The following is a 13,875-nucleotide window of genomic DNA, read 5'->3' on the forward strand; positions in this document are numbered from 1 at the left end:
ATGTGGAAACCTTGGCGGCACGCCGGGCCCGATCCTCGTTCCACCACCGTGCCCCGGCCGAAGGAGTCCCGACCGTGACCGCGTCGCGGCTCCGCCGGCCACCAGCCGAACCGGCCGACATCTCACTGGCCGACGTATCGAGGAGCACCCCGTGACCGACCGCGACACCACCCCCGTCACGGGCTCCCAGCGCCAGCTCCCGCTCGGCGAGGGCGAGGACCCCGACCTGCACGAGGTCTGGCGCCAGGCCGTCGCCGGCGTCGCCGACGGCACGCTGTCCGCGCAGCAGCGCGCCTGGCTGCGGCTGACCCGGCCGCTCGGCCTGGTGCAGGACACCGCGCTGCTCGCCGCGCCGAACGAGTTCACCAAGGACCTGCTCGACTCCCGGCTGCGCCCGTTCCTGTCGACCGCGTTGACCGCCGCCTACGGCCGGGAGATCCGGGTCGCCGTCACCGTCGAGCACCTGCCGGACCCGGAGCCGATGACCGGCCCGATGGTGCTGCCGCAGGCCGCGCTGTCCGGGACGGGGTCGTCGGGTTCCGGGGACGCGGACGACGACGGGCGGGTCGACTCACCGCTGGACGCGCCGACCCCACCCATCCAGCGGGTGGCCACCGGCCTCGGCCGCGACCCGGAGCCGCGCCCGTCGGAGCCGGCCCGCCTCAACCCGCGGTACGTCTTCGAGACCTTCGTCATCGGCGACAGCAACCGGTTCCCGCACGCGGCGTCGGTCGCCGTCGCCGAGGCGCCGGCGAAGGCCTACAACCCGCTGTTCATCTACGGCGACTCCGGCCTCGGCAAGACCCACCTGCTGCACGCGATCGGGCACTACACGAAGAAGCTCTACCCCGACGCGCAGGTCAAGTACGTCAGCACCGAGGAGTTCACGAACGACTTCATCAACTCCATCCGCGACGACCGCCAGCAGGCGTTCCAGCGGCGCTACCGGGACATCGACGTGCTGCTCGTCGACGACATCCAGTTCCTGGAGAACAAGGAGCGCACGCAGGAGGAGTTCTTCCACACGTTCAACGTCCTGCATGACACCGAGAAGCAGCTGGTGATCTCGTCGGACCGCTCACCACGGCAGCTGTCGGCGCTGGAGGACCGGCTGCGCAGCCGGTTCGAGTGGGGACTGATCACCGACGTCACCCCGCCGGACCTGGAGACCAGGATCGCGATCCTGTCGAAGAAGGCGGCGATCGAGCGGCTGCCGGTGCCGCCGGACGTGCTCGAGTACATCGCGACGCATATCGAGCGCAACATCCGCGAGCTGGAGGGCGCGCTGATCCGGGTCGCCGCGTTCGCGAGCCTGAACAAGTCGCATGTCGACCGGACACTGGCCGAGATCGTGCTGCGCGATCTGATTCCGGACGCGACGAACACCGAGATCACGGCGACCTCGATCATGAACGCGACGGCGTCGTACTTCGGCGTCTCGATGGAGGACCTGTGCGGGACGTCGCGCAGCCGAGTGCTGGTGACGGCCCGGCAGATCGCGATGTACCTGTGCCGCGAGCTCACCGACCTGTCGCTGCCCAAGATCGGCCAGCACTTCGGCGGCCGGGACCACACCACCGTCATGCACGCCAACCGGAAGATCCGCGGACTGATGGCGGAGCGCCGGGCGATCTACAACCAGGTCACCGAGCTGACGAACCGCATCCGGGCCGAGACGCGCCACCTGTAGCCCTGGCCAACGCCGCCAGCCAGGGCTTGGCGCCGCTGGCCAGGGCCAGTGCCGCCAGCCGGCGCTTGGCCCCGGCTACCACCAACGTCCACCCGTGGCCTTGATCGCTGTTTTCGCCCTCTAGTGGCTACGATCCCGGCCCGGTAACGACCATCAGAGGGCCGAAACGGCGATCAAGGCGACGCCGGAACGGGCGAACCTCGCCGACGGCGGCAAAGTCCGGCGCGAACTGCCCGAATGCCGGCCGCGCAAGGCCGCAGCGGGCCGGACCAGCTGGGCAGCGTCGGGCCGGGGCGGGGCGGGCCACGCAGCGCCGGCCGGGCAGGGCCGGTTAGGCAGGGCCGGTTAGGCAGGGCCTGCTGGGACGGCGTCGATCTTCCGATCACAAGGTCTTGGGTCCCACAACCCCGGTAATACCCAGGGATTGTCCACAGCCTGTGGGTTCTAGTGGGGATGGGCGGCGCGACCGGTTCCATGCGGTACGTCGTCTGAGTCCTGGTCCACACGTCGGTCCCGGTCAGGGGCCGCAGATGCCCCCACATGCCTCGGACGAGCACGCGTAGGAGCCGAGCGTGCTCGATCGCAGCCGTGCACTCTTGCAGGCCGTGATGGGCTCGCGACGCAGGGCTCAGGCCCGACGAGACCACTTGGGTGGTATTCACCCACAGCTTGTGGACAAGGCTGTGGATTACCTGGGGGCAGCCTGGGGGCAACCGCCCGCGAAGGCCCCGAAGATCGCCTGGGAGCCCGCCCCGAGCCCCCAGATTCCTGTGGAGAACCGGGGGACAGCCTGGGGACGACCTGGGTGTAACCGGTGGATGAACGGTGGATGGCGACGGGGGACATCGAGCGCTGTGGACAACCACCGGGGTCACGCACAGGTCAGCCCACACGATCTCCACCGGCCGATCTGCGGCCTGACCTGGGAAAACGCGGGTTTTCCACAGTTTCCACAGCCCCTACTACTACCGCTACCAAGATTTATTTATGAGAGATCAAAAGCTCGAAGAACTAGGGCCTGGGGATGACGCTCGGGCCGTCGCGCTCGGCCTGCCCCGATCCGGCGCAGTTCACGCCTGGCGGACCCGACGTGACGCTCCGCATCCGGCGTACCACTGGACCGCTCGCGAACCTGTCGGACGGCTCTGAGATGCTGGACCGCGTTCGTCGCTGAGGGAGGCAGGCATGAAGTTCCGGGTTGAACGGGACGAGTTCACCGAAGCGGTCGCCTGGACCGCGCGCAGCCTGCCGAGCCGTTCGGCGACAGCGACCAACCAGCAGGTGCTGATGGGCCTGCTGCTGGACGCGACCGGGCCGGGCCTGGTGGTGGCCGCCTTCGACTACGAGGTCGCCGCGCAGGCCACGCTGGAGGCGACCGTCCACGAGGAGGGCCGCGCGCTGGCGCCGGGCCGGATGCTCGCGGACATCACCAAGCAGCTGCCGGCCGCGCCGGTCGAGGTCGAGACCGACGACAACAAGCTGGTCATCACCTGCGGCAACGCCCGCTTCACCCTGCAGACGCTGCCCGTCGACGAGTACCCGACGCTTCCCCCGCTGCCGCCGATCACCGGGCACATCGAGGGAGGCGCGTTCGGCGCCGCCGTCGCCCAGGTCGCGGTGGCCGCGGGCAAGGACGACACGCTGCCCGTGCTGACCGGTGTGCGGCTGGAGATCGAGGGCGACACCCTGACGCTCGCGGCCACCGACCGCTACCGGCTCGCGGTCCGCACGCTCAAGTGGAGCCCGTCGAGCCCCGACGCCGCCGGGGTCGCGCTCATCCCGGCGCGCACCCTGCTGGACACGGCACGCTCGCTCGGCGGCGGTACGGCCCAGGTCGCGATCGCGCTTGGTACGGGTCCGTCCGGGGAGGCGCTCGCCGGCTTCGCGGGCAACCACCGCCAGACCACGACCCGGCTCGTTGACGGCCAGTTCCCGCCGTACCGCAAGCTGCTGCCCGACTCGTGCCCGCTGACCGCCCAGGCCGAGAAGGGCCCGCTGCTGGAGGCCGTCAAGCGGGTCGCGCTGGTGGCGCCGAAGACGGCCCCGGTGCGGCTGGCGTTCAGCGCCGACCACCTGCGGCTCGAGGCCGGTAGCCACGGCGGCGAGGCGCAGGCCTCCGAGACGCTGCCCGCCACCTACGACGGCCCCGACCTGGAGGTCGCGTTCAACCCGGCCTACCTGCAGGACGCGTTGACGGCGGTCGAGTCCGACCAGGTCGAGTTCGGCTTCGCCAGCGCCGAGGACGCCGAGGTCGCGGCCAAGAAGCCGGCGATCCTGACGGGTAAGGGCGCCGGCGACGAGCTGCCGGACTACCGCTACCTGCTCATGCCGATCCAGCTGAACGGCTGACCGGGTGACGTGCACGTCACGCACCTGCAACTGGTCGATTTCCGGTCCTACCCGGCACTTGAACTGACCCTCCCGGCCGGGGTGGTCACCTTCGTGGGAGCCAACGGCCAAGGCAAGACGAACCTGCTCGAAGCCGTCGGCTACGTCGCCACTCTCGGCAGTCACCGGGTCTCCGGCGACGCGCCGCTGATCCGCGAGGGCGCCGAGCGCGCGGTGATCCGGTCCCGGATCGTGAACGGTGACCGGGCCGCGCTGGCCGAGATCGAGATCGTCACCGGCCGGGCCAACAAGGTCCGGCTGAACCGCCGCCCGCTCAGCCGCCCGCGCGAGCTGCTCGGCCTGCTGTCGGTCGTGCTGTTCGCGCCGGAGGACCTGGCGATGGTCAAGGGCGACCCGGGCGAGCGCCGGCGGTTCCTCGACGAGCTGCTGGTCGCCAGGACACCGCGGCTTGCCGCCGTGATCGCCGACTACGAACGGGTCCTGCGCCAGCGCACCACCCTGCTGCGCGCCCACGGTGACCTGCGGACCCTCGAATCCTGGGACGAGGCACTGGCCCGGCACGGTGCCGAGCTGCTCGCCGCCCGGCTGGCGCTGGTCGACGACCTGCGGCCCCGGGTCCAGGCCGCGTACGCAGCGGTGGCCGGCACCGCGGACGAGGACGCGACCGAGAAGGGCGTCGGCGTCGACTACCGGTGTGGCGTGGAGTTGCCGGAGGGCGCGGACCGGGACGCGATCGCGGCCGCGCTGATCGAGGAGCTCGCCCGCGTGCGGCCCCGCGAGATCGAGCGGGGGGTGACCCTCGTCGGCCCGCACCGCGATGAGCTGGCGCTGGCGGTCGGTGGCCGCCCGGCCCGCGGCTACGCCAGCCACGGCGAGTCGTGGTCGCTGGCGCTCGCGCTGCGGCTGGCGTCCTACGAGTTGCTGGAGGCAGACGACCGGGCGCCGGTGCTGCTGCTTGACGACGTGTTCGCGGAACTGGACGCGCATCGCCGGCGCCGGCTCGCCGAGCTCGTCGCGCCGGCCGAGCAGGTGCTGATCACGGCCGCGGTCGGCGCGGACGTGCCGGCCGAGCTCGGCGGCCCGCGGTTCACCGTCCAGCGGGGGGAGGTGCTCGATGTCGCCGGATCCGGCTGAGCCCGACCAGAACGGCGCGCCACGGGTCACGGGCGCGGACCTCGCCCGCCAGGTGCTCGCCGCCGCGAAGGCGGATGCGCGAGCCAGGGCCAGGGGTGGTCGTCCGGGCGGCGGGGGCAGCCCGGGCCGAGGGGCCGACGCCTCGGCGGCCGGCGCGACGCCGGGGGACGACGACCGGGAGCCGCCGCGCCGGCCCCGCCTGCCCGGGATCGCGGCGCCCGGCCGGGAGTGGCGCGAGCCGACCAGCTTCGCCGCCTCGATCAACCGGATGCTCGCCGCTAGGGGCTGGCAGACGAAGGCGAAGGACTCCGGCGTTCTGGCCAACTGGGACGTGATCGTCGGCCCCGAGATCGCCTCGCACGCGACCCCGGTCTCGCTGCGTGACGGCCTGTTGGAGCTGGAGGCGGAGTCCACGGCGTGGGCCACCCAGCTTCGGCTACTGGCCCCGCGGCTGCTCGGCGTGCTGCGTCGCGAGCTGGGCGAGGGCGTCGTCTCCCGGATCACCGTGCGCGGCCCGTCGGCACCGTCCTGGCGGCACGGGCCGGCGCAGATGCCGGGCGGCCGCGGGCCCCGGGACACCTACGGCTGACGGTTCCGGCGGCGTCCGTACGCGCCACCTGAGCCGGCGATCGGCGTGGATCGGCCTCACGGCCACCGAGGCCGCCCGCCTCGTAGGGGGGGTTCGCCCGGCCCTCGTTCGGGCCGCTACGCAGACGTCAGAGCCCACCCTGCGTCTGTTGTGGCGCGTTGCCAGGTAGACTCAAAGGGACTTCGGCTCACAACGAGGGCCTTGTGCGAGGCAGCCGGTACGAGAAGCCCCGTACGAGCGGGCCTCGGACGAAGCGGCCTGGCGAGAGGCCTGCCGAGGGACCTGGCGAGGATCTGAAGAGAGGGACGCTGCGCGTGGCGTACGACGCAAGTTCGATCAAGGTTCTCGAGGGTCTCGACGCGGTCCGCAAGCGGCCGGGTATGTACATCGGCTCCACCGGCGAGCGTGGTCTGCACCACCTCGTCTCCGAGGTGGTCGACAACTCGGTGGACGAGGCGCTCGCCGGGTTCTGCGACACCATCACGGTAACGCTGTTGGCCGACGGTGGCGTGCGGGTCGTCGACAACGGCCGCGGTATCCCGGTCGGGATGCACCCGACCGAGAAGCGGCCGACGGTCGAGGTCGTCCTCACGATCCTGCACGCGGGCGGCAAGTTCGACAGCGACTCCTACGCCGTCTCCGGCGGTCTGCACGGCGTCGGCATCAGCGTCGTGAACGCGCTGTCGACCAAGGTCGAGGTCGAGATCAAGGTCGATGGCTTCCACTGGTTCCAGCGATACACCGCGCAGCGGCCCGGGCCGCTGGAGAAGCGCGCGCCGCTGAAGCGCGGTGAGCGCACCGGCACCACGGTCACCTTCTGGGCCGACGCGGAGATCTTCGAGACCACCGAGTACAAGTACGAGACGCTCTACCGCCGGCTGCAGGAGATGGCGTTCCTGAACAAGGGCATCTCCATCTCGCTGCGCGACGAGCGGGCCGAGGAGCCCGTCGAGGTCACGTTCAAGTACGAGAACGGTCTCGCCGACTTCGTCGCGCACCTGAACGCGACGAAGGAGCCGATCCACAAGACGATCGTCGCGCTCGAGGCCAAGGGCAAGGGCATCGAGGCCGAGGTCGCGATGCAGTGGAACGCCGGCTACAACGAGTCGGTCTACACCTTCGCGAACACGATCAACACGCATGAGGGCGGCACGCACGAGGAGGGCTTCCGGGCGGCGCTCACCAGCGCGGTGAACGTCTACGCCAAGGAGCAGAACCTGCTCAAGCCGGTGAAGGCTGGCGCGAAGAGCCCCGACGAGCGGCTCTCCGGTGACGACATCCGCGAGGGCCTCACCGCGATCATCTCCGTCAAGCTGTCCGAGCCGCAGTTCGAGGGCCAGACGAAGACGAAGCTCGGCAACACCGAGGCCAAGAAGTTCGTCCAGGAGATGTGCTACTCCGCGCTGCGGGACTGGTTCGACGCGAACCGGGTCGAGGCGCGCAGCATCGTCGGCAAGGCGCTGGACGCGCAGCGGGCCCGGATCGCCGCCCGCGCCGCCCGCGACCTGACCCGGCGCAAGGGCCTGCTCGGCGGCACCGGCCTGCCCGGCAAGCTCTCCGACTGCCAGTACACCGACCCGGAGCGCTGCGAGCTCTACATCGTCGAGGGTGACTCGGCGGGCGGCTCGGCCAAGGGCGGTCGCGACTCGAAGTTCCAGGCGATCCTGCCGCTGCGGGGCAAGATCCTGAACGTCGAGAAGGCGCGGATCGACCGGGTCCTGAAGAACACCGAGGTCCAGGCCCTGATCCAGGCGCTCGGCACCGGCATTCACGACGAGTTCGACATCGCCAAGCTGCGGTATCACAAGATCGTGCTGATGGCGGACGCCGACGTCGACGGCCAGCACATCCGGACGCTGCTGCTCACGCTGCTGTTCCGCTTCATGCGCCCGCTGGTCGAGGCCGGGCACGTCTTCCTCGCGCAGCCCCCGCTGTACAAGATCAAATGGGGCCGTGAGGACTGGGAGTACGCCTACTCCGACCGGGAGCGGGACGGTCTGCTGGAGCGTGGTGTCGAGGCGGGCCGCAAGCTGCCCAAGGACGCGATCCAGCGGTTCAAGGGTCTCGGCGAGATGAACGCGACCGAGCTCTGGGACACCACCATGGACCCGGACCGCCGCATTCTGCTGCAGGTCACGCTCGACGACGCGGCCGTCGCCGACGAGCTCTTCAGCGTGCTGATGGGCGAGGACGTCGACGCCCGACGCAGCTTCATTCAGCGCAACGCCAAGGATGTCCGCTTCCTGGATATCTGATCGGGGTATGGGCTGGTCTGTGACAGATCCGCCCATACGGCCAGCTTGACCCCACTAGCTCCGAACTGCCTGGAAGGACATCGTGGTCGACGTACTACCGCCGCCTGGCGACCGGATTGAGCCGATCGGCATCGAAGTCGAGATGCAGCGGTCGTACCTCGACTACGCGATGTCGGTCATCGTGGGGCGGGCCCTGCCAGAGGTCCGGGACGGGCTCAAGCCCGTGCACCGCCGGGTTCTCTACGCCATGTACGACGGCGGATACCGGCCTGACCGCGGGTACTTCAAGTGCTCCCGCATCGTCGGTGACGTCATGGGTAACTACCACCCCCACGGCGACACCTCGATCTACGACACCGTGGTGCGGCTGGCGCAGCCCTGGTCGCTGCGCTACCCGCTGGTCGACGGGAACGGCAACTTCGGCTCGCCGGGTAACGACCCGCCCGCGGCCATGCGGTACACCGAGGCCCGGATGGCCGCGCTGGCGATGGAGATGCTGCGCGACATCGACTCGGACACCGTCGACTTCGCGCCCAACTACGACGGCCGCTCCCAGGAGCCGCTCGTCCTGCCGAGCCGGTTCCCGAACCTGCTCGTCAACGGCGCGGGCGGCATCGCGGTCGGCATGGCGACCAACATCCCGCCGCACAACCTGCGCGAGGTCGCCGCGGGCGTCCAGTGGGCCCTGAACAACCCGGACGCCACCGACGAGGAGCTGCTCGAGGCGCTGCTCGGCATCATCAAGGGCCCGGACTTCCCGACCCACGGCATGATCGTCGGCCGGCAGGGCATCGAGGACGCCTACCGGACCGGCCGCGGCAGCATCCGGATGCGCGCCGTCGTCAACGTCGAGGAGAACAAGGGCCGCACCCAGCTCGTCGTCACGGAGCTGCCCTACCAGGTCAACCCGGACAACCTCGCCGAGAAGATCGCCGAGCTGGTCCGGGACAACAGGATCTCCGGGATCTCGGACGTCCGGGACGAGACGTCGGCCCGGATCGGCCAGCGTCTGGTCATCGACCTCAAGCGCGACGCCGTCGCCAAGGTCGTGCTGAACAACCTGTACAAGCACACCCAGCTCCAGGACACGTTCGGCGCGAACATGCTGGCGATCGTCGACGGGGTGCCGCGCACGCTGCGCCTCGACCAGATGATCCGCTACTACGTCGAGCACCAGGTCGACGTGATCGTCCGGCGGACCCGCTACCAGCTGCGCAAGGCCCAGGAGCGCCTGCACGTCCTCGAGGGCCTGCTGATCGCGCTCGACCACCTGGACGACGTGATCGCGCTGATCCGCAACGCCGAGTCGGCGGACGCGGCCCGCGGCCAGCTGATGACGCGCTACTCGCTCTCCGAGATCCAGGCGACCGCGATCCTGGACATGCAGCTGCGCCGCCTCGCCGCCCTGGAGCGCCAGCGGATCATCGACGAGGCCGCCGAGCTGCGGGCCAAGGTCACCGAGCTGGAGGCGATCCTCGCCTCGCCGCAGCGCCAGCGCGAGATCATCGGCGAGGAGCTCAAGGAGGTCGTCGACAAGTTCGGCGACGAGCGCCGGACCAGGATCGTCCCGTTCGAGGGCGAGATGTCCATCGAGGACCTCATCGCCCAGGAAGACGTCGTCGTCACCGTCACTCGCGGCGGCTACGCCAAGCGCACCAAGACCGACCTGTACCGCTCGCAGAAGCGCGGCGGCAAGGGCGTGCAGGGCGCGGCCCTGCGCGAGGACGACATCGTCGAGCACTTCTTCGTCACGACGACCCACCACTACCTGCTGTTCTTCACGAACAAGGGCCGGGTCTACCGGGCGAAGGCGCATGAGCTGCCCGAGCAGGCCCGCAGCGCCAAGGGTCAGCATGTGGCGAACATCCTGGCGTTCGGCCAGGACGAGCGGATCGCCGAGGTGATGGCGATCCGCGACTACGCGGCCGCGCCCTACCTGGTGCTCGCGACCAAGCGCGGACTGTGCAAGAAGTCGGCTCTGACGGACTTCGACTCGAACCGCGCCGGCGGGCTCGTCGCGATCAACCTGCGGGAGGACGACGAGGTCATCGGCGCGCGGCTCGTCGGCGCCGACGACGACCTGCTGCTCGTCAGCCGCAACGCCCAGTCGATCCGGTTCCACGCCGACGACGAGCAGCTGCGGCCGATGGGCCGGGCCACCGCAGGTGTGATCGGCATGCGGTTCGACGCCGACGACGAGCTGCTCTCGATCGAGGTCATCAAGCCGGACTCGACGGCCTCCCTGCTGGTCGCCACCAGTGGCGGCTTCGCCAAGCGGACACACCTGAACGAGTACCCGCTGCAGGGCCGGGGCGGCAAGGGCGTGCTGACCGCGAGGATCGTGCCCAGCCGGGGCAACCTCGTCGGCGCGCTCGTCGTCGAGCCTGACGACCAGCTGTACGCCATCGCGTCCAACGGCGGCGTCTTGCGTACCGTAGCCAGGGACGTCCGGCAGGCCCAGCGCCAGACGATGGGCGTCAAGCTGATCGACCTGGAGACCGGTGTGCAGGTCGTGGGCGTCGCGCGTAATGCTGATGCCGACGACGGCGATGGCGACGAGCCGACGGCCGGCTGACGCCTGACCGCGAGGACGGGCCCATGGCTGGCGGGAAGCTAAGGGGAGACGCGTGAGCGAGAAGGACGAGCGGCCGGGTCGGTCCGGCGGCCTCCCGACGGCCGCGGCCGACAGCGAGTCGGCGGCCGGGAACCCCTTCTTCGAGAAGGTCGGCGGGGCCAAGAAGGACGCCCCGGCCGCGGGCGCGTCCGCCGACGCCGCGGGGGCGCGGACGGCGACCAAGGAGCCGGTCGAGGACGACGACGACAAGACGGCGGCTGTCCGGCCGCTGTCGTCGCCGGCTCCAGCCCCAGCCCCAGCCCCGGCCGCGCCCGCGCCGAAGGCCTCGGCCGGGTCCAAGGGGGCCGGCTCGAACCGGGCCGGGGCCGCGACCACCAAGGTCGCCACGCCCGCCGTGAGTTCGCCGCCCGCGTCCGTTTCTGACCGGTATGCCGCGGCTGGCCGCGGCGCGCCGGCCAAAACGGCCGCGGCGGACCAGCTGGCGCAAGCGCCGCGCGACCCAGACACCATGGCCATCGTGCGTACCCCAGCCCGGCCCTCCGGGTCGGACAACGGCCGGGACAGCGGCGCCCGGGACAATGGCGCCCGGGACAGTGGCGCCCGAGACGACCGCGGTCGTCCCGGGGCCGCCGACCGTGGCGCCGAGGCGCGGACGGTCGCGGCCGTCGGCGCGGCGTCCGTGGCGGCCGACCCGGACCGGACCGTCGTCGACCCGGCCGTGAAGCCGAACCTGGCCAAGTCCGGCCGTGGTCCCGCGGTCCCGGCGGAGCGGATGCCGACCCCGGCGCCTGGCGCCCGGACGGCCGCCCCCGCGCCGGGTGACCGCGGTCGTGAGCAGCGGGAGTGGGCCCGGCCGGGCCGTGGCGCGTCGGAGCCGGCCGCCGGCTACTCCGGCCGGCATGACGCCGACCGGCCCGAGTCGGCCCGGGCGGGTGACTACCCGGCCGACTACGGCGACTCGGACGGTTCGCGCACCGGTCGGCGGGCCCGGCTGCGGCTCACCAGGGTCAGCCCGTTGACCGTGACCCGCCTCGCGTTCGCGTTCTCGCTGTGCCTGTTCCTTGTGATCATGGTCGCGGTCGCGGTGCTCTGGTTCGTGCTGAACTCGGTCGGTGTGTTCAACAGCATCACGGACGCCGCCGGCACCCTGACCTCGGGCGAGAGCCACAGCGTCAGTTCCTGGCTGTCGTTCGGCCGCGCCATGCAGATCAGCCTGCTCGTCGGCGCGATCAACGTGGTCCTGCTGACGCTGCTGGCCACCCTCGGGGCGATGCTCTACAACCTCTGTGCCGACATGATCGGTGGGATTGAGGTCACACTCAGCGATCGGTAGCGAGGAGCCGGGCGGTGGCCTCCCACCCGGTCGCCGCCGTCCTGTAGTCTTGCTCTCGCGCCCCACAGGGGCCCCAGCACCATCCGGATCAGTAGCCCGGGACCTATAGCTCAGCCGGTTAGAGCGCTTCCCTGATAAGGAAGAGGCCGGTGGTTCAAGTCCACCTAGGTCCACGAGCTGGCTCATCGTGTTCGCCGCTTTGTGCGGCTTCCCGGGGGCCGCGATGTCTGCCCGGGGGGCGACCCCCGGACCCCCGGGGTCGGACTTCGTCCGACCGGGTCGGTTCTCCGTTTGCGCCGTGAATTCTTCACCAAGATCCCTTAGGTGTGCTTTCGCCTAAGGGATCTTTTTTCGTGTCTGCCGGGGGCTTCGCGAGGGGTTTCTTGGTGAGTAGTGGGGTGGGTGGCTTGTGGTGAGGATTGGTTGCCTAGGGTGACGATCTGATTTCACACTCAGTGTGATGGGTAGCTACTTGGCGGATGCGGGCGTTGACGCTTCCGCATGGGGACGGCGAGCTGCCGTCGAGGCGATCGTCTGCGCTGTACCGAATCGTTACGCGCGGACCTCTGGCGTCGAGAGTGCGGCCGATTTGCAGGAAGATCGGCCAAATTTGTCCTAATGTGCCATCAACGGCGCTGCTCTCGACCGATCGGCGAGAGGGAGCCTCAACCGTGGGAGGGCGCACCGTTGCGGATCGCGTTGCTGTCGTACCGCAGTCTCCCGACTTGTGGGGGCCAGGGCGTGTACGTCCGCCAGCTGTCCAAGGAGCTCATCGGCCTCGGCCACGAGGTCACGGTGGTCAGCGGACCCCCCTACCCCGTCCTGGACGACGGGGTCGAGCTGCGGGAGCTGCCCAGCCTCGACCTCTGGAGCGAGCCGAACCCCTTCCGTTGGCCGGCGCCGCGTGAGCTGACGAACGTCGCCTCGATGGCGGAGTTCGTGATGATGCGGTCGGGCCAGTTCTCCGAGCCGCTGGCGTTCAGCCTGCGGGCGCACAAGGCCCTGCGGCCACGCAAGGGGACTCCGCCACCGTTCGACATCGTGCACGACAACCAGACCCTCGGATACGGGATGCTCTCGCTCCGGCGGGCGCTGGCACCTCACAAGATCCCGCTGGTCGCCACGCTCCATCACCCGATCACCGTCGACCGCCGGCTGCACCTGGAGGCCACGACGGGCCGCCGGGCCCGGTTCGGCGTCCGACGCTGGTATTCGTTCCTGCCGATGCAGGCTCGGGTGGCGCGCGGGCTGGACGGGATCGTGATCCCGTCCGAGAGCTCGCGGACGGACATCATCTCCGACATGGGCCTGGCGGACGGGCAGATGCACACGGTGCCGCTCGGCACCGACCACGAGGTCTTCTCGCCGGACCCGTCGATCGCCAAGGTGCCGGGCCGGATCGTCGTCGTCACCAGCGCGGACGTCCCGCTCAAGGGGCTGATGGTGCTGCTGGAGGCGCTCGCGAAGCTGCGGGTCGAGCGGGAGAACGCCCACGTCGTCTGCGTCGGCAAGGCGCGGCCCGGTGGCGCCGCCGCCCGTCAGGTCATCGAGCTGGGGCTTACCGACGCGGTGACCTTCCGGTCGAACCTGGAGCAGTCCGACCTGGTCGACCTGCTGCGCTCCGCCGAGGTCGCCGTCGTGCCGTCGCTGTACGAGGGCTTCAGCCTGCCGGCGGTCGAGGAGATGTCCGTCGGGCTGCCGCTGGTCGCGACCACCGCGGGCGCGCTGCCCGAGGTGACCGGGCCGGACGGCGAGGCCGCGTTGACGGTGCCGCCGGGTGACTCGGGCGCGATGGCGGTGGCCATCAACCGGCTGCTCGGCGACCCGGAGCTGCGGGCACGGCTCGGTGCCGGTGGACGGTCCCGCGTCGAGGCGAAGTTCTCCTGGCGAGCCGCGACGGCGGCCACCGCGCGGTGGTACGCCGAGCGGATCGACGCCGTCAGGTAGCCG

At 70.6% G+C, this 13,875-nt stretch carries 8 protein-coding genes and 1 tRNA gene; all 9 read left to right on the forward strand.

Annotated features, from left to right (window positions below):
- Positions 1–151 precede the first annotated feature (151 nt).
- The 9 genes from dnaA (at position 152) to FRAEUI1C_RS00050 (ending at position 13,872) form a co-directional block, all read left to right on the forward strand.
- On the forward strand, positions 152–1,690 hold the full coding sequence (gene dnaA, locus FRAEUI1C_RS00010) for a chromosomal replication initiator protein DnaA (RefSeq protein ID WP_013421212.1): 1,539 nt from the start codon (positions 152–154) through the stop codon (positions 1,688–1,690).
- 1,185 nt (positions 1,691–2,875) lie between these two features.
- Positions 2,876–4,039, forward strand: a complete 1,164-nt coding sequence (dnaN, locus tag FRAEUI1C_RS00015; RefSeq protein ID WP_013421213.1) for a DNA polymerase III subunit beta — start codon at positions 2,876–2,878, stop codon at positions 4,037–4,039.
- A 9-nt stretch (positions 4,040–4,048) separates the two neighbouring features.
- Positions 4,049–5,173: a DNA replication/repair protein RecF gene (gene recF, locus FRAEUI1C_RS00020; RefSeq protein ID WP_013421214.1), complete on the forward strand. Its 1,125-nt coding sequence runs from the start codon at positions 4,049–4,051 to the stop codon at positions 5,171–5,173.
- Entirely contained in the window at positions 5,154–5,762 is a 609-nt protein-coding gene (locus FRAEUI1C_RS00025) for a DciA family protein (protein ID WP_013421215.1), read from the forward strand. The genes recF and FRAEUI1C_RS00025 overlap by 20 nt, the downstream gene beginning before the upstream one ends.
- Positions 5,763–6,076: 314 nt before the next feature.
- On the forward strand, positions 6,077–8,017 hold the full coding sequence (gyrB, locus tag FRAEUI1C_RS00030; RefSeq protein WP_013421216.1) for a DNA topoisomerase (ATP-hydrolyzing) subunit B: 1,941 nt from the start codon (positions 6,077–6,079) through the stop codon (positions 8,015–8,017).
- Positions 8,018–8,099: 82 nt separating this feature from the next.
- Entirely contained in the window at positions 8,100–10,592 is a 2,493-nt protein-coding gene (gene gyrA / locus FRAEUI1C_RS00035; protein WP_013421217.1) for a DNA gyrase subunit A, read from the forward strand.
- Between the two features lie 52 nt (positions 10,593–10,644).
- The gene (locus tag FRAEUI1C_RS40630; RefSeq protein WP_013421218.1) at positions 10,645–11,925 is read left to right on the forward strand and encodes a DUF3566 domain-containing protein; all 1,281 of its coding nucleotides are present in this window, start codon (positions 10,645–10,647) and stop codon (positions 11,923–11,925) included.
- 99 nt (positions 11,926–12,024) lie between these two features.
- Positions 12,025–12,098: transfer RNA gene (locus tag FRAEUI1C_RS00045), tRNA-Ile, on the forward strand.
- Positions 12,099–12,612: 514 nt separating this feature from the next.
- On the forward strand, positions 12,613–13,872 hold the full coding sequence (locus tag FRAEUI1C_RS00050; protein WP_013421219.1) for a glycosyltransferase family 4 protein: 1,260 nt from the start codon (positions 12,613–12,615) through the stop codon (positions 13,870–13,872).
- Positions 13,873–13,875: the final 3 nt, after the last annotated feature.

It is taken from the genome of Pseudofrankia inefficax (assembly GCF_000166135.1).
Classification (GTDB): Bacteria; Actinomycetota; Actinomycetes; order Frankiales; family Frankiaceae; genus Pseudofrankia; species Pseudofrankia inefficax.